This is a genomic window from Paenibacillus sp. J22P165, assembly GCF_059692015.1.
This window is the reverse complement of sequence record NZ_JCAUAP010000008.1, coordinates 223,701-241,485: the sequence shown is the minus strand read 5'-3', so window position 1 is coordinate 241,485 and position 17,785 is coordinate 223,701. Positions and strand designations below refer to the sequence as shown.

12 protein-coding genes are annotated in these 17,785 nt (G+C 44.6%); all 12 read left to right on the top strand.

The window, feature by feature from the left end; all coding sequences use genetic code 11:
- The first annotated feature begins 126 nt into the window (after window positions 1-126).
- The 12 genes from AC58QM_RS21250 to AC58QM_RS21195 all read left to right on the top strand — a co-directional run bounded on the left by AC58QM_RS21250 (window position 127) and on the right by AC58QM_RS21195 (window position 17,704).
- Entirely contained in the window at window positions 127-1,149 is a 1,023-nt protein-coding gene (locus tag AC58QM_RS21250; RefSeq protein ID WP_497286853.1) for a response regulator, read from the top strand.
- A complete protein-coding gene (locus AC58QM_RS21245) occupies window positions 1,149-2,954 on the top strand; it encodes a sensor histidine kinase (RefSeq protein ID WP_497286852.1) in 1,806 nt (601 codons plus the stop codon). The genes AC58QM_RS21250 and AC58QM_RS21245 overlap by 1 nt, the downstream gene beginning before the upstream one ends.
- A 95-nt stretch (window positions 2,955-3,049) precedes the next feature.
- Window positions 3,050-4,024 (top strand): ABC transporter permease, encoded by a 975-nt coding sequence (locus AC58QM_RS21240; RefSeq protein ID WP_497286851.1) that lies wholly within the window; start codon window positions 3,050-3,052, stop codon window positions 4,022-4,024.
- Window positions 4,025-4,039: 15 nt separating this feature from the next.
- Window positions 4,040-4,933 carry a carbohydrate ABC transporter permease gene (locus AC58QM_RS21235; RefSeq protein WP_497286850.1) on the top strand — a complete coding sequence of 298 codons (894 nt, stop codon included), beginning with the start codon at window positions 4,040-4,042 and terminating at the stop codon, window positions 4,931-4,933.
- Window positions 4,934-4,948: 15 nt separating this feature from the next.
- A complete protein-coding gene (locus AC58QM_RS21230) occupies window positions 4,949-6,595 on the top strand; it encodes an ABC transporter substrate-binding protein (protein WP_497286849.1) in 1,647 nt (548 codons plus the stop codon).
- Between the two features lie 50 nt (window positions 6,596-6,645).
- The gene (locus AC58QM_RS21225) at window positions 6,646-8,046 is read left to right on the top strand and encodes a sulfatase family protein (protein WP_497286848.1); all 1,401 of its coding nucleotides are present in this window, start codon (window positions 6,646-6,648) and stop codon (window positions 8,044-8,046) included.
- 96 nt (window positions 8,047-8,142) lie between these two features.
- Complete coding sequence (locus AC58QM_RS21220; protein WP_497286847.1) at window positions 8,143-9,135, top strand: SGNH/GDSL hydrolase family protein; 993 nt, start codon at window positions 8,143-8,145, stop codon at window positions 9,133-9,135.
- Entirely contained in the window at window positions 9,128-10,162 is a 1,035-nt protein-coding gene (locus tag AC58QM_RS21215; RefSeq protein ID WP_497286846.1) for a zinc-dependent alcohol dehydrogenase, read from the top strand. Before AC58QM_RS21220 ends, AC58QM_RS21215 begins: the two co-directional genes overlap by 8 nt.
- Before the next feature lie 44 nt (window positions 10,163-10,206).
- A complete protein-coding gene (locus AC58QM_RS21210; protein WP_497286845.1) occupies window positions 10,207-11,334 on the top strand; it encodes an alginate lyase family protein in 1,128 nt (375 codons plus the stop codon).
- A 115-nt stretch (window positions 11,335-11,449) separates the two neighbouring features.
- Window positions 11,450-11,863 carry a DUF5412 domain-containing protein gene (locus AC58QM_RS21205; protein WP_497286844.1) on the top strand — a complete coding sequence of 138 codons (414 nt, stop codon included), beginning with the start codon at window positions 11,450-11,452 and terminating at the stop codon, window positions 11,861-11,863.
- Between the two features lie 235 nt (window positions 11,864-12,098).
- Complete coding sequence (locus tag AC58QM_RS21200) at window positions 12,099-12,779, top strand: serine/threonine protein kinase (protein ID WP_497286843.1); 681 nt, start codon at window positions 12,099-12,101, stop codon at window positions 12,777-12,779.
- A 314-nt stretch (window positions 12,780-13,093) separates the two neighbouring features.
- The gene (locus AC58QM_RS21195) at window positions 13,094-17,704 is read left to right on the top strand and encodes an S-layer homology domain-containing protein (RefSeq protein WP_497286842.1); all 4,611 of its coding nucleotides are present in this window, start codon (window positions 13,094-13,096) and stop codon (window positions 17,702-17,704) included.
- The last annotated feature ends 81 nt before the right edge of the window (window positions 17,705-17,785 follow it).

Below are 17,785 nucleotides of genomic sequence, written 5' to 3'. Positions count from 1 at the left end.
GCGATTTTGATGACGTTGTTCAGGTTTTGATGGGTATTCAGCTAAAAGCAAATCGTAACATAATAAAGGTATGGAGCTCTTGCAGAGGCGATTACAGGATTTCATTATGAAACAGGGGGCAACCGAATGACTAGAATCTGTATTGTAGACGATGAACCTATTATCGGAATTGGCCTCAAAACACTCATCGGTGAATATCAACGGTTTAGTGAGATCGATACGTTTACGGATGGTGCCTCCGCTTTGTCGCACATTATGGCAAACCCTCCAGACATTGTATTGACGGATATTCGAATGCCTCGGATGGACGGATTAGAGCTATGCCGAAATATTCAACAATTAAAACTATTTACCAAAGTCGTTGTGCTCTCCGGTTATGGCGATTTTGTATATGCTCAGAAGTGCATGTCATATGGCGTGCAAGAATATTTATTAAAACCTATTACAGAGATTGAACTGTTCCCTGTATTGGATAAAATGCTTGCCATGCAGGAAGCAACTCTGATTTCCTACACGCATTTTGAACAGTGGATCGATCAATTGGAGGAAGCCGTTTGGCTCATGGATAGGGATCACGTGGAGGAGCTGCTTGAGGAGGGAAAGAGGAAGTTGTTCGATGTGAAAACGGAGCATCAACAACATCTGCGTGTATCCGACGCTGTCAGGCTGCTGCATAAGAAATTGAATGCTAGAGGAGCTTACCGGATAGAGGCAAAACCGCTTTTAGAAGAGAATGCTCTCAACATAATGACCTATGAATGCTTTCAGATCGAAATTAGAAGCTGGATTGGGCGGCTGAGCGAATACCGTAATCATGAAAGAATCGACGTTTTGGAGGCGGCTGTTCAATACATTGATGAGCATCTTTTTGATGAAGAACTTTCACTGGACAAGGTTGCAGGGAAACTAGGCCTAACGCCAACCTATTTCAGTCATTATTTTAAGAAACATACGAACGAGACTTTTGTACAACATCGGATGCGTAAACGAATTGATAAAGCGAAGCAGCTGCTTGCCGTACCGCACTTCAAAATCATCGATATTGTAGCCGAGGTTGGTTATGAAAGCTATCCCCATTTTTCCAGAGTATTTAAGAAGGCAACCGGCTATTCCCCCACGGAATATCGCGGTGTGCTTGGGATCAAGTAATGAACAGCAGATTGGTACGCAAAGTGTATATTTCCTTCATCATTATTATCACGTTAGCCTTGGTGACACTGGGGGTCACTAGCTATTGGCGATCGTCCAACGAATTGGAGAATCAGTACGAAGGGCTGCTAACTCAAATCGTGGATAATGTGTTACATGAAACTGATTTATTTCTGAAAAGTTATGAGAGAGCAACGCTTTCTATTCTGATATCACCTGTGGTAAAAGAAGCACTGGATCTACCTTATCATTCAACATCTGGGTTTTATTCATCCGAAGTGGCCATGAAAGGAGTATTTCAACCTGTTCTCATTAACAACCCGGAAATATCGATGACCTACATCGTCGGGTATAACGGTTTTCAGGCAACGGATTTCAATGTCCACATTGTCCCTTTTAATTACAAAGGCTTTGAAGAATATGTGGAACAGATGAAGGAAGACGATAGGATCAACGGTAAGCTGATGATACAAGATTCCGGATTTCTGGATGGTCATCTTACGCTCATTCGTAAATTAGCGGATCGCACCTCTTCGACCGTATTCAAAGGCATAATGGGCTTGGAACTCAAAATTGGGGAATTAAACACGCTATGGAAGGGCATAAAACTCGGAGAATCCGGGTATTTCTTTATCGTCAACGATCGCGGGAAAATACTCTATCATCCAGATCCAGGTCGTATCGGGAAACAGCTAAATGGTAATTTTTACAATACGGTTGAGGCCAAAACAGATCAAATATTTGAGTTGCCCGGAGAACCGGGGCGAGTCTTCTTTAGTCGAAAATCAGACTATTCCGGATGGACATTGGTTGCCAGCATGTCCGTTTCTGAACAGCGTCAGCCGATCTCAGACTTGCGACAAACGACGCTAATTGTTGGTATCGTTACTTTGATACTGGCAACCTTGTTAGCTTATCGATTCGGTCAAGCGATCGTTCGTCCTGTTCGACTACTTGAGAATGGGATGCGTCAGACGGCAAAAGGTTTATGGACCCGCGTTCCGCTTACGGGAAGCCTTGATGAGATGGATCAGCTGATTATCAGCTACAATACGATGGTCTCTCGACTGGAAGAGCTAGTTGAGCGTGTTTACGAGACCGAGCTGCGCAATCAGGACAATTTAATGAAACGGCAGCAGGCTGAATTTCAATCACTGCAATTACAAATTAACCCGCACTTTCTATATAACACGTTAGAAATAATTATTTGTTATGCTGTCATTCAAAAATCTAGCGAGATCAAAGATATCGTTCGTTCTTTGTCCTATATGCTGCGCTACTCCATTCGCACAGATTTGGAAGAAATTACGGTAGCGAATGAGCTTAAACACATTCTTTATTTCATGTCGATTATGAAATATCGCAATCAGCGTGAATTTGAGATTGATGTTCGGATCTCTACGGACTATTTGTTGGACAGCATGGTTCGTTTGACGCTGCAACCCTTGGTTGAGAATGTATTTAAACATGCGTTTCCTTATGGCATCGAGGATACACACACCATTATTATTGACGCCTGGAAAGATGATGCTGATTTCTATGTTGTTGTACAAGATAATGGCTGTGGAATAGAAGTGGAATCGCTACTGCAATTAAACACACGACTGCAGAACAGCCGACAGGAGAGACTCGTGGATTCGCAACCAACATTTGAGGGCAGCATTGGGCTCCTCAATGTACATAACAGGATTCAAATGGTCTACGGCCAGCAATATGGGCTTTCTGTCCAAAGCGAACTTGGAAGGGGCACGAAAGTTACGATTCGTATGCCATCGTCCAGTGCAAAAAAAGTCATAGCGGTGTAAATGAACACAATGCTCGGCTACCCATCATTTTGTATGCTACATACAGAAGTACATCAAACATAACGAGTCATGGTCATCGAAATGGGGAGGGATTTATGGAAATTTCGGCTAGCAAGAATGGCACTTTGTCTACAACCGTTAGTAAAAAGGAAAATTACTTGTTCCGATTGAAGAAAAACGCATCGAATCATTGGCAGCTCTACCTGCTTATGCTGCTGCCGATTATTTATTTGCTCATCTTTAAATACGTACCGATGTATGGGGCGTTGATTGCGTTCAAAAATTATATCCCGACAAAAGGAGTATGGGGCAGTGACTGGGTTGGATTGAAGCATTTTGATCGTTTTTTTCATTCGTATGAATTCGTTCGAATTATGAAAAACACGATTGTGCTCAGCCTCTATAGTTTACTTGCAGGCTTTCCTTTTCCCATCATTCTCGCGCTTTCATTGAATTACGTAAATTCGCGTTACTTTAAGAAAACCGTACAAATGGTCACGTATGCACCGCATTTTATTTCGGTCGTCGTCATGGTAGGTATCATTCTGCAAATGATGGATCCTCGCGTGGGTCTCGTTCAAACGATCATGAAGTATTTCGGACTACCCGCCATCAATTTTATGGGAATACCTGAATGGTTCTCGCACGTTTTTGTCTGGTCGGGTATTTGGCAAAACGTTGGCTTTTCCTGCATTATCTATTTGGCAGCGCTTGCAGCTGTCGATCCTTCACTTCATGAGGCAGCAGTTGTAGATGGCGCCAATAAAGTGCAGCGCATGTGGCATGTCGACATACCGGGTATTCTACCGGTTGCCGTAATTCTGCTAATTATGAACACTGGTCATGTGTTGGATATCGGCTTTGAGAAAGTATTGCTGCTGCAGAATCCGTTGAATATGAGCTCATCAGAGGTCATTGATACGTTTGTGTACAAAGTCGGCTTGGCATCTACAGCCATCAACTATTCCTATTCATCTGCGATTGGATTGTTTAAATCAGTAATAAATTTAATCTTACTTGTTCTTGTTAATCGGATAGCTAGACAACTGGGACAAACGAGTCTGTGGTAATAAGGAGGCGCATCAATGACGGGAAATATTAAAGAAAGTGCAGATGACAGGCTGTTTACCATTCTGAATTACATCATCCTTTTTGTATTTACGATCACAATCTTATACCCGCTAGTTTACATTGTAAGTGCTTCCTTCAGCTCATCCACAGCAGTCATTTCCGGGAAAGTCTGGTTGTTTCCAGTAGAGCCGACGTTAGCGGGATATGAGGCGGTATTTAAACATCGGTTGATTATGTCGAGTTTCTTGAACTCGGTCTTTTATACCGTAGTAGGAACGACGATTAATGTGCTATTTACACTCATAGCAGCTTATCCGCTATCGAGGAAAGATTTTATGCCACGCAATGCGGTCATGGCTTTGTTTGTTTTCACCATGATGTTTTCTGGCGGATTGATCCCGTCTTATCTGGTTGTCAAAGAGCTGGGAATGATTGACACAAGGTGGTCCTTAATTATTCCAGGAGCGCTTGGCGTTATGAATATGATTATTGCCCGAACATATTTCCAAACAACGATTCCAGATGAGTTGCTTGAAGCTTCTCAAATGGATGGCTGCAGTGATTTTACCTTTGTAAGAAAAATTGTAATTCCGTTGTCAGGTCCAATCATAGCTGTCATTTCCTTGTTCTACGCAGTTGGTCATTGGAATCAATATTTTAGCGCTCTGCTTTATTTGAAACATCAAGAGTTGTATCCGCTTCAATTGGTATTAAGGGATATTTTGGTGCAAAACGAGGTCGATGCGTCGATGATAACCGACATTGCCGATCAAGCGGCACGAGATGGTTTGCGGGAACTATTGAAATTTTCCCTTATCGTTGTGTCTACGCTGCCCGTGCTCATCATCTATCCATTCATACAACGACATTTTGTTAAAGGCATGATGATTGGTTCACTAAAAGGCTAAAGGGAGGTTTTTTACATGAGAAAAGGGTTAAATGCATTAGTAGCCATTACGGCGGCTTCAGTAGTACTTCTCAGTGCTTGCTCGGACAGTGGACAAAAAGACGCAGTTCAGAAGACCGAAGCTATCGTTGATGATCTAGTAACGCCAGCGGGTGAATTCCCAATTACCAAAGAAAAAACGACGCTCAAGGTGATGGTCAAAGGTTCCAGTATTGTTGAAAACTTTGCAACGAACGAGTTTACCAAGTGGCTGGAAGAGAAAACCAATATTCATATCGATTGGGAAGTCGCACCTGAAAAAACATTTGCAGAGAAGCTGAACGTTTCACTTGCCAGTGGTGACTATCCAGATGTACTGTTAAATATGGGTGTTTCCCCCGTGCAGCAGTCGATCTATGGGAAAGATGGCGTGTTTATTCCTCTGAATCCCTATATCGATAAGTACGGCGTTGAGATGAAGAAAATGTTTAGTCAGGTTTCTTATGTCAAAGATTTGATTACGATGCCAGATGGCAAAATTTATTCCGTACCCCAGGTGAATGAGTGCTACCATTGCTCCCTCGGTCAAAAGATGTGGATCTATAAGCCTTGGTTAGACAAACTCGGATTGAAAATGCCTGAAACGACGGAAGAGTTTTATCAAGTGTTGAAAGCTTTTAAAGAAAAAGATCCGAATGGAAACGGTAAGGCAGATGAGATTCCATTAGTTGGCGCTACCAACGGGCCATCATCCACGTTGGATTTATTCCTGCCAAGCGCGTTTATCGAGAAGGATTTTAACCTGCGCTATGTGAAGGATGGCAAGGTTCAAGTGGCCTTTAATCAACCAGAGTGGAAAGAGGCTTTAAAGTATTTGAATAAAATGTTTGCTGAAGGTTTAATTTCTCCGCAAACGTTTACACAGGACAGAAATCAACTGAAACAAATGGGCATGAACCCGGAGATCCCAATCGTGGGCGCCATTGCATCACAAAATCAAACGGTATTCGTTGAAGTGGATAACGCGAGATTTAAAGATTATATCTCCGTGCCGCCACTTAAAGGACCGACAGGTGTTCGTTCAACTGCGTTCAATCCATTTGCGGTGTCTGCAGGACAATACGTGGTCACGAACAAAGCGAAAAATCCAGCTGCCGCATTCCGTTTAGCAGATTTGCTCCTCTCGGAGGAAGCAACACTTCGCAGTACACAAGGCCGTCCGGATCAAGAGTGGGTGCGTCCAGCCCAAGGAGAACTTGGCGTAAATGGGAAGCAAGCAGTATGGAAACCGATCGTCTCGTTTGGCAAATTGCAAAACATACATTGGGCTCAGGCAGGACCATCGCTACGTACGAATGAGTTGCGCTTAAGCGTGGCGGCAGATCCGAAAAACTCACTTGAACTTGTTTTATATAATGAAACGAAGAAATACGAGCCATTCCAAATTAACCCAAGCAAAATTGTACCGCCATTATTCTTCACTAACGAACAGGCTGAAGAGCTTTCAACGCTGGAGAAAACACTAACAGACTATAGAACTGAATTTTTTGCTAAAACAGTGACAGGCTCACTGGACGTTGAAAAAGAGTGGAACAACTACTTGAGCACGTTGGACAAAATGAACATTAAACGTTATTTGGAAATTTATCAAGAAGCTTATACCCAGTATAAATCAAAGAAGTAAAGCACAGCCGGAATCAAATCACATGAAGTCGCTTGAGAGTGAGGGTTAACATGAAAGAGGAACACATCAAGAAGCAATTGGCTGGAAGACCCAATGTCGTATTTCTTATTGCGGATGATCATCGTGGCGAGGCTATTGGTGCATTCGGTAGTGAATCGTTGCAAACACCGGTATTGGATTCATTAGTGGCCAGCGGGACAGCATGTCGGAGTACACATATATTCGGTGCACTAACTGGAGCGGTCTGTGCGCCGAGCCGAGCATGCGTCCATACGGGTATTCCGCTCTTCCGGGCGACGATCGGCAAAGATATGAAGATCCGAGAACATTCGAGCGTAATTCGCTCGGATGTTCGTCTTATGGCGCAGACGATGCGTGAGGCAGGGTATTACACACATGCGGTTGGCAAATGGCATAACGACAAGGCAAGTCTCACCCGGAGTTTCGAAGGGGGAGATAAGCTTCATTTTCACGGAATGAGCGATCATACCCAAGTTCCTGTGTATGATTATGACGCAACCGGTATATATCCGAAGGAACTGGAATATATGGAGAATACGTTCTCTACTGAGTTGTTTACTAACGCGGCCGTCAACTTCATCGAGGAGTATCAGGAAGAACGACCGTTCTTCCTGTATACCGCATTTACGGCACCGCATGATCCACGAACCGCACCTGAGCCGTATGCAAGTATGTACAACAAGACGAATATTAAGCTGCCTCTGAACTTTGTACAAGAACATCCTTTCGATACAGGTGATATGGTTGTGCGGGATGAGAAGCTTGCTGGATTGCCGAGGGACGAGGATGAAATTCGTCAGCATATGGCCGATTATTATGCAATGATAAGCCACTTGGATGCGCAGATTGGTAGAGTTGTCGATGCGTTAAAAGAAAAGGGCATCTATGACAATACGCTCATCGTATATACAGCGGATCATGGCTTAGCGGTTGGTCAGCATGGACTGATGGGCAAACAAAACCTTTACGAGCACAGCGTGCGCATTCCCCTTATATTCCGAGGGCCAGGCGTACCGGAGGGCAAGCAGGTACGTGCGCTGGCAAGTAATATCGATATTTTCCCAACGGTTGCTGGGCTATGTAATGTGGACCTGCCAGACGAAACGGAAGGCATCAGTCTGCATCCGGTTCTTGCAGGTGAAATCACAGGCGTTCGCAGCGTCGTGGGCTCCGTGTATCGAGATGTTCAACGGATGGTCACAGACGGGCAATGGAAGCTGATTCGATATTATCGTTCGCCAATTACGAACGCAGGAACGGAACGCATTCAGCTGTTCGATTTATGTAACGATCCATGGGAAACTCAGGATTTATCTGAAGATCCTTCACATGCAGAGACCATCGAACGTCTAGCCTCTGAATTAGCATCCTGGATGCAGGATTGCGGTGATATTCTGCAAGATAAAGCCGTGTTGCCTGTTACCTCGTAGCTGGAACGCTGCAAGCTGTTACATAAAAAGTCGCTTACATGCGACTTTTTTGCTTTAGGGATCTTCTTATTTCAGATTGAAAGGTGATTGGCAAATATGCAAACAATTGAAATTGATAATACGTGGTTTCGGGGTGCCGTTTCCATTGAAACGAAAGAAACGGGACTCCAACCATGGCGATTGCCTCATGATCAGCTCAGATTATATGATCTTAAATTAGTGGAGAAAGCAGGGGAAGCAGCGGGTGTAAGATTTGCTTTCCTTAGTGATACCACTTCAGTGGAACTGCATGTCGCTAGTACGGATCAAGATAGACAATTTGACATCGTTATTGAAGATCAATTCTACGGCACTTACGCTTTACTAGCAGGGCAAGAAATATGTTTATTCTCAAACTTACCTAGTGATATGAAACGAGTAGAGATTTATTTCTCACAAAAATCGGTCGTTCATGTCATTACGCTGCAAATCGAGGACGGAGCATTGGCCACTCCTGTACTCAACAATCAGCCTCGGTGGGTTACCTATGGCAGTTCGATTACACAATGCAATGCTGCTGAAAGTCCAGCACATACTTGGCCTGCGATCGTAGCTCGCAACAAAGGATGGGACCTGACTTGTCTAGGATTCGGTGGACAATGTCATCTAGAACCGATGGTTGCTCGTGTCATTCGAGACCTCCCGGCAGATGTTATTTCACTGTGTCTCGGCATTAATGTAATGGGGAACAACAGTTTAAATATTCGAACGTTTCGTGCTGCCATTATGGGTATGGTATCCATTATTCGGGAGAAGCATCGCTGTACGCCAATCTTTCTATTTTCGCCAATTTATTGTCCTCATAGAGAAACGGATGAAAACGCAGTAGGCATGAACTTAGTAATCATGAGGAATGAGATCCAAGAAGCAGTCAAGATACTGACATCTTACGGGGATACCCACATTTCTTATGTAGATGGGTTAGATATTTTTGGAGAGGCTTATGTTGACTTACTTCCAGACAAGCTGCATCCGAACGCGGAAGGATATAAACGCATGGCAACTCATATTACGAAAAAATTAAGTGAGGGGAGTCCAATACATGGTTAGAAAAATGACAGTTCCGCCCATGCAGCTGGTTGATTATGAGGGAGAGGGGACACAGTTGTGCGCTGTTGTGGAGGATATTGGGCAAATCACGTTAAAAAGAGCGCTAATTCCCGAACCAGCTGAAGGGGAAGTACGTGTTAAAGTGAAATGGGTAGGTATTTGTGGCAGTGATCTAGAAGTATTTCGCGGGGCACGTGAACCAGAGTTTGTCTCCTATCCCACAAGGCTTGGGCATGAAGTTGCAGGTATCATCGATAAATTAGGACCCAATGTCATTGGCCTTAAAGTAGGGGATCCAGTCGCCTTACGCTATATTTGGGGGGCATTTGCAGAATATGTCATCTGTACACCTTTCTCTGTAAAAGTCTTGCCACAATCGTTACCACTGATCGAAGGCTCGCTTATTGAAGTGCTTCCGGGTATTATTCATGCGGCAGAGCTTGGCGATATTTCGCCTCATAAAAATGTGCTGATCACAGGACAAGGTGTCAGTGGCTTAGTCATGACGCAGGTAATAAGCTTATACAGTCCACGTAATCTTGTTGTAACGGATCTGTTTGACGAGAAGCTAGAATTAGCACGCAAGTATGGGGCAACGCATACCTATAAGCTTCCTTCTCCAGATGCAAACACCATGGATATCGTAGGGAAAGATTTCCCTGATGGCTTTGATGTCGTTATTCCTTGCTTGCTGGAAGGGGACGGCATGGTTGATGCCATCGATGCCGCATCTCAGAATGGGCGTATCGTTATGTACGGATGCATTGGGACTTGCCATAAGCCGGTCGATTTCTTTAAAGTACATAAGAAAAGACTCGATATCTTTTCGACAGAACCCAAACGGGACATCGATAATCGTCATTATTTCGATAAAGGATTGCAGCTTGTACTGGATGGCTTAATCAATACGGAAGAAATGATTACGCATGTCGTCCACTTAAGTCAGATTGCTGATGCGTTTAAGCTGCGTAATGAGCATAAAGGTGACACCATCCATGTCATGATCGATTGTGAAACGCATAACTAACCTATCAGTAAGCAGAAAGTACCGTACAAGGAGAGGATACATTCATGATGGGCCGTACAAAAGCAAGTGATCACAAGGATCGTCTATCCTTTTTTGATACGAAGTGGATAATTAAACAAGCTGAGGCGTCCATGTTAGAAAGTCCGATTTCAATTACAGATGCGATTGCCAGCCAAAGTGTAGGGGGGCTTCATGATTATTATTCAAACGGTGATTACTGGTGGCCTAATCCCGATACGGCAGACGGATTACCCTATATTCGTCTCGATGGTGAAAGTAATCCCAATAATTTCAATAGCCATCGTTTGCTTTTACGTAAGATGAGAACACATGTGGCGAATTTGGCCGCTGGGTATGTTGTGACTGGCAACGAGGTATATGCAGAGAAAGCTGTATTGTTCTTAACGGTGTTTTTCTTGCATGAATCTACGAAAATGAATCCACATCTTCTTTACGCGCAAGCGATACCAGGTATCTGCGAGGGCAGAGGCATCGGTATCATTGATACCTTGCATTTGATCGATATCCCCGTCGCCATTGAAGCGCTGAGCGCATCCTCATTTATGACCACTGACATCTATCAAGGACTTCAGAAGTGGTTTGCTGACTATTTAACATGGATGAGCACACATGAGAATGGAATAGAAGAGATGAATGAGGGTAATAACCATGGGGTCTGCTGGGTCGTACAAGCTGCTTCGTTTGCTCGGTTTACCCAAAACGAAGACATGCTTCGAATGTGTACGCATATGTACAAGGAGTCGCTGCTCCCAGACCAAATGGACCCGGATGGCAGCTTTCCGCGTGAGTTAGCACGTACTAAACCGTATGGGTATGCGATTTTTGTGCTGGATAACATGGTGACACTGTGTCACATTCTTTCGACGCCAGAGGATAATTTATGGAACTTCGAGCTGCCTGATGGTCGAGGCATTCGCAGAGGCCTAGCGTATCTGTTCCCATATTTGAGGGACAAATCGACTTGGCCATATTCACCCGACGTGGAACATTTCGAGGGCTGGCCAGCTAAGATGTCATTCTTGCTATTTGCTGGACTTGCCGATGACAATAAGGCATATATGGACCTATGGAACAGCCTGGATCCCGATCCTACAGATATGGAGATTCGTCGTAACATTGCCATCCGGCAGCCACTGCTTTGGGTAAAATAAATTTATTGAATCTAGAGGGCTGCCGTATGGCAGTCCTTTTTCTTTACGAACATTTGTGAAATAATGGTATACTTTAATAAAATAGTAAAGAGCTTTTTCAATTGTGGAGGAAAATGTGACATTTTCAGACGAAGAACCAAGGATTGCTTTTGAAATAAAACGAACTAAAAAAAAGGTGTTCACGTTTTTGGTTTTTATTGGATTACTGGTCATTGGCATAATAGGATATGGCATCTACTGGGCATTCTTTGATATGAATCGACTTCCTACGGGTTCTTTACTTGATCAATCCAACTCTCCTAACGGTACCTATACGATCAGAGCTTACCTTACTAATGGAGGGGCAACGACTGGTTTGGCAGTAAGGGCAGAGCTCATTTTCAACAAGAATGACAAGAAGACAAAGAATATCTATTGGAATTATAGAGAAGAGAATGTACATATCGTTTGGATGGATGAAGATACAGTTCAAATTAATGGCCATAAGTTAAAAATGCCCTATGAGAAATTTGATTTCAGGAGAAACTGACCAACATTTTGTGAAACAATAATAAGGGAAAAATAGCGCTGTAAACGAAAGCTGCGAGTGTTCACTTGGCAGCTTTTTTATGTTTTAGCCTAAGTTGGTTACGTTGAGGTTGGAGATGAACTGACAGGAGATTGAAACTTTCACTGTTTAAAAACGTATAGAGTTGTAAAAATTTTCAATGCAGAAGTCATGTTGGCGGATCTTGATTCGAATCAACAACTAGGAGAAGATGGCGATGAAACCTGATTGGAAACAAGCTGAGGAAGCCTTGAAGGATGTTGAGATCGTTGGCTACGATACCAATAAACCCGTTTCGGTCATTAGGTTTTCTGAAGAGCTACGTTGTATCGGCATTGGAACGGATGCCGCAGTTTTTTATCATCCAAACACACCTAATTATGCATATAAAGTATATTCGGACAAAGCTTTAGCAAAGAAGGACGTGGAAGCGGGTATTTATGAACGTTTATCGGAATCACCGTTTTTCGCGCGCTGTTATGGCGTAGGATCTAACTTTTTGGTTTTAAGTTTTGAAAAAGGAGTTACGCTATTCGATTGCCTACTGCAAGGTGTTCATGTTCCTGAGCAAGTCATCAAAGACATTGAAGAGGCCCGAGAGTTTGTACGAAGCAAGGGGCTGAACCCGAGGGACATTCATCTAAAGAACGTTCTTATGCATGAGGGAAGAGGAAAAGTTCTTGATGTATCCGAGTATATCAAAGAAGGTAACGATAATCGCTGGGAGCACTTAGTGTGGGCCTATAATCAATTTTATCCTCTGATTGGCGATGTTCAGGTACCTCTGTGGATCTTGGAAACCATCACGAACTGGTATAACCGAATAGATACAACAAGTTTTCGAATCGAAGATTTTTCCAGACGCGTAAGTCGTTTATTCTTTGGGGAGCGCAAATGAACGTAAGGAAGAAGTAATAGTGCTGTGTAATGGAAATTTAATGAGCTCGAATGATTTGAAAATGGCTGCTTAGGCAGTCATTTTTTTTGCCATTAATAGGCTAAATACATGTGAAAAAGTCACATGTATAGCTTATTTTCTAAATTAATGGTTCCCTTTAACAATTGAACAGTGAAATTTGCGATTTTGATGGTACGTTTGAGGTTTTAACGATTTCTGTTTTGTAAGGGTTTCCATAAGATGTGTGTAGTTGCTCTGACCGCTTGTCTGGTTGTTGTCGAGGAGCAAGATAATAAAGAAGAGGTGATGATTAATTGATAAAGAAATCGAGGTTTAATGCAAAACGAACAGTCAGCATGCTGTTGGCAGCCATGTTAACATTTGGAGGATTACCAGTAAGCATCACTAAATCGTATGCGATTGCCGCTGAAACTGGAACGCCAGGCGGCGTCGACGCAAACTTACTGAAATTATGGCTGAAAGCAGATGCAGCTAGCATGACCCTTAACGGGAATGGTGAAATAACGGAATGGAGGGATAGCAGCCCGAAAGGCAATCATTTCGTAAATGATGGGACGGTTGGCGACAAAGCTCCAAGGACGAAGCCGAAATATGTAACGTCCAATCCTCTGCTTAATTATCGGCCATCGGTGCAATTTATTCGGTCAGGTAACGGAAGTCTCTTATTGGATAGGGACGGTTTGTTTGAACAGAATGAAATCGTTAATCGTGCGAGTGTATTTGTGGTGACTGGCGGCATCTCTGTAACGAATCAAACTTCACAAATTTTTTATGAAACTTTACAAGGGAACGGGAGGTTCGGAGCGTATATCCCTTTCGTTTCTTCAAATACCTCGCAAATTCTATGGGATTCTGGGGCTGTCACATCCGGTAACCCACGAATCACAACGGGGAATCCAGTGCCACCGCTGCAATACAACAGTTGGGGCTTCCAGTATGAAACGCAACCGAGCGTAACAAATGTCGTTTATCAAGCAATCACGCTAGATGGGCAAACGATCGTTAAATCATCACAACCGCGACTTCCGATGGCTGGAGTTGGGAGTAATCCGATGTCCCTTGGATCGGCTCTCGCAGGAGGCTCCGGCTACGATGGACAAGTCGGAGAGATGATCGTGTTTGGTGAGGGGCTTACCGATTTACAACAAAATCAAGTTCAGACCTATATGGCCCTCAAGTTCGGCACACCGCTGAAAGAAAAAGATTATGTCTCGGCTGGCCCTTCCTCGCGAGTCGTATGGTCGGCAGCGGCCAACACGGGATATGCCAATAACGTAGCAGGAATCGTAAGGGATCAAGAAGGTGCACTGGTGCAAGAATCAAGTCGAAGCAGCGATACGCGTGCATCATCGCAAGTCATTATTAGTGCGAAACAACCGCTAGCTGATAAGCAATATCTCATCTGGGGAGATAATGGAAGTACCGCGGCATCCGCACCCTATGGGGCTGGCTTTAAGCAATCATCACGAACATGGAAGGTCCAGAATACCGGCAATGTCGGCAGGGTGCAAGTGGCCTTCCCAGAAGGGATGCTGCCGCTTGGCGGTCTGCTTTTGACAAGTAGCAGTAGTGATTTTAGCAATGCGATTCCGCATACGTTGAGCCCAGTGGAGCTGCATGGGGGAGCCTATTATGCTGTGGATGCTGATCTGGCAGACGGAACGTATTTCACTTTTGCTGAAAAAATGCCTGCTATCCAACTCTCCAGTCTTGACGTATGGGCGGGCGTACAAAAACTGGGATTGAATGCTACATTTATACCATCCAAGATGGACGGCTATGAGGTGATTGTTCCACAGGATGTTAATTCAATCCGGCTAGATCTGCAAGCCAGTGCTGGCATTTCGACATCTGTGTCTCTGAGTAATAACGTGGGTCTTCAACAACCGGTGAATGATTTGACGCAGTTGCCTTTAGAGCCAGGTGTGAACAAGATTACGATTCGATTAGCAAACGGTGATGCTACGAATACGTATACGTTGCAAGCTTATCGGTTATCGGCTAAAGGAACGAACGGTCAGATCCAGCAGAATGCAAGTACTGTTACGGCAAGTTCTTATCAACCGAACACGACGAATATTCCCGCCAATGTGGTGGATGGGATCTGGGATACGGATGTCCGCTGGTCCGCATCAGGACAGGGGGAGTGGCTGCAGTTCGACTTGGGACAACCTGAGAAGATCACTTATTTGAATATAGCTTTTTTAAACGCAGTGGATCGTCAAACCAATTTTGAGTTAATCGGCTCGAATCAAGCAGATTTTCAGAATCCTACTGTACTGTTGACTAAAAGGAAAAGCCGTGTTTTGAAGGCTGGTGATGAAATTATACAGCCTTATGCGATAAGCAATCCTTCATCTTTACGATATTTGCGCCTTGTTGGCTACGGGAACACAGCATCCGGAAGCTCCGGTAACTGGAATAGCCTAACTGAAGTTGAACTCTACACAGGCATAGTGCCTGAAATCAAGGAACCAACAGCACCTGCAGGACCGCCGCAAGCTGGCGATAAGCCAGTCGAGTCGTTGCCTCCCATTCAGATTGTGAAGGTCAGTACTGCGGATCAGTTACAGTCGGCACTAGATCAAGCCACCAAAGGGATGACGATTGAACTGCAAAACGGTACCTACCAACAAAATGGTCCTTTCGTAATTAAAGATAAGACAGGTACAGCCGCACTACCGATTCGAATTATTGCAGCCGAACAAGGGAAGGCAATCATCGCTGGAGATAGTTACATGCATCTTGAGAACGCCAACTATGTTGAGGTGGAGGGGCTTACTTTCCGTTCTGGCGGCGGCTCGGTGAACGGTGAAGATACACTTCGGAGCAGAAATGTTTCTGATAACCGTATAGAGTCTCTGCAGGGGGTGCACCCAGGTGTACAACTGTTCGATTCCAGCAATATATCCGTATTACGGAATACATTTGCGTTGGATGAAACGGGTCAGCAATACCGTTTTACAAAATCGGAGAATGGGTCCAACAAGCAAATATGGTGTGTGATCGGTGTTGAGAATAGTTGCCGTTATGGCAGTAATTATGATCCGAATGGGCCGGTATATACAGGAGAAACATCACATTCACCGAATTCAGTGCTGCTAACGGATGGTGGAACAGACCGGCATTATATTCGGGTAGAGGGCATCAGCAGTCATAACCGGATCGCTTACAACGATATCGGACCCAAGACTGGTTTTGGTGCGGTAATGACTTACGATGGTCAGAATGCAGTTTCACAGTATGATGTGATTGAATACAATCACTTTCATGATATTGGTCCACGTGTGACCAATGGATTAGAAGCGATCCGTCTTGGACTTTCTGGGCTATCCTTGGCTCCTGGTCATGTCACGGTTCAATACAATTTGTTTGACGGATTGAATGGCGAAGACGAGATCATTTCGGTTAAAAGCAGCGACAATACCATTCGGTACAACACGGTTCTTAATTCATTTGGCGGGATGGTTGCAAGACATGGTCATCGTAACAGTTTCTACGGCAATTTCATCATTGCGGATGGCAAAAAGCCTGGAACAAGCGGATTCCGTATCTATGGAAATGATCATAAGATTTATAACAATTACATGGAAGGTCTTACCGACGATGCCATTCAGTTAGATGGCGGAACGGAAGACGCGGGGCCAGACGGAGGCACGAATCCAGTGATCCATTGGGGAACTGGGCCCAACGATTTCGCAGAGCTGAGGAGCCTTTCAGCGGAGAGACAACAAGAGTTGCTTCGCGGACATTGGCGGCAGTATAACGTCCAAATCTATAATAATTCGATTATCAATTTAGGTGAGAAAGCTTCAGCGGTGAAACTAGCTCAACGCACGTTTCAGCCAACAGGAACGTCTATTTATAATAATGTCATTTTCAGCAACGCAGGAACGATATTCAACGAATCCAAAGATATTACAGGCGATGGCCGACCAGCGTATGTCGGCAATATGACGGATGGTCTTGCAGCCATTGCGGCTAATGCGACCGTTGTAAGCGCTACGTACAAAGGTGATCTTAAGCTGGTTCGCGGAAGTGACGGACTCATCCGGTTATCACCGCTGAGCCCAGCAGTTGATGCGGCTCAAGGACCTTACTTGCCATCGGATGATATGGATGGACAGAGACGGACGCATACTGCCGATGCAGGTGCGGATGAGTACGATCCGACAACGGAACGGGTGCAACGGCCACTTAGGGCTGTCGATGTAGGTCCTATGGCAGGAAAGCCTAAGCCGCCGGCAAGCAACGAGTCCTCATCGAATTCTTCGTCCGGTTATTACCCGGCACCTGTGCCGAAACCGGAAACAAAACCGACTACACCGTTACCTACGAATCCAAAGGATCCGTCGGAGACAACTGCGCCACCGGTGAAATTCACGGATGCACCGAATCACTGGGCATCGGATGCCATCGCGCGCGCTGCTTCCAAAGGCATCGTGAACGGCTATTCAGATGGCAGCTTCAAGCCTGATGAACCCATGACGAGAATGCAATTCGCTGCTCTGTTGGTTCGCGCACTTGGGTTGAAGGGAGAACCGCATGCCCGTAATTTCGCCGATGAAGCGGACATCCCGGCATGGGCAAATGGAGAGCTAGGGGCAGCCTTAGAAGCAGGGATTCTCCAAGGCTATGAGGATCAGTCATTGCGACCTAATCAACCGATTAATCGTGCGGAAATGGTTGCAATGCTAATCAGAGCCTATTCTCCCAAAGAGCAGCTGTCGTCCTCAACTAACTTTAGTGACAGTTCACAGATCCCAGCTTGGGCGCAGCCAGCAATCTCGTTAGCAGTTTCCTTGGGGCTCATAAGCGGCCGCGAGAATAATGCCTTTGAGCCTATGGGTGTGGCAACGAGGGCGGAAGCTGTAACCGTTGTGATGCGAATGTTGGATCGTTAACGTCTCTAACGTCTTCAAAATGAAAGCAGCAGATAAAGTTCCCCTTATTCGGGGCTTTGTCTGCTGCTTTTTTGCATTGTT

What these genes read in the sequence shown, in the direction of transcription:
- AC58QM_RS21210 (WP_497286845.1), top strand. Translation starts at nt 10,207, where the DNA reads ATGATGGGCCGTACAAAAGCAAGTGATCACAAGGATCGTCTATCCTTT.
- AC58QM_RS21225 (WP_497286848.1), top strand. Translation starts at nt 6,646, where the DNA reads ATGAAAGAGGAACACATCAAGAAGCAATTGGCTGGAAGACCCAATGTC.
- AC58QM_RS21230 (WP_497286849.1), top strand. Translation starts at nt 4,949, where the DNA reads ATGAGAAAAGGGTTAAATGCATTAGTAGCCATTACGGCGGCTTCAGTA.
- AC58QM_RS21220 (WP_497286847.1), top strand. Translation starts at nt 8,143, where the DNA reads ATGCAAACAATTGAAATTGATAATACGTGGTTTCGGGGTGCCGTTTCC.
- AC58QM_RS21215 (WP_497286846.1), top strand. Translation starts at nt 9,128, where the DNA reads ATGGTTAGAAAAATGACAGTTCCGCCCATGCAGCTGGTTGATTATGAG.
- AC58QM_RS21235 (WP_497286850.1), top strand. Translation starts at nt 4,040, where the DNA reads ATGACGGGAAATATTAAAGAAAGTGCAGATGACAGGCTGTTTACCATT.
- AC58QM_RS21200 (WP_497286843.1), top strand. Translation starts at nt 12,099, where the DNA reads ATGAAACCTGATTGGAAACAAGCTGAGGAAGCCTTGAAGGATGTTGAG.
- AC58QM_RS21250 (WP_497286853.1), top strand. Translation starts at nt 127, where the DNA reads ATGACTAGAATCTGTATTGTAGACGATGAACCTATTATCGGAATTGGC.
- AC58QM_RS21240 (WP_497286851.1), top strand. Translation starts at nt 3,050, where the DNA reads ATGGAAATTTCGGCTAGCAAGAATGGCACTTTGTCTACAACCGTTAGT.
- AC58QM_RS21245 (WP_497286852.1), top strand. Translation starts at nt 1,149, where the DNA reads ATGAACAGCAGATTGGTACGCAAAGTGTATATTTCCTTCATCATTATT.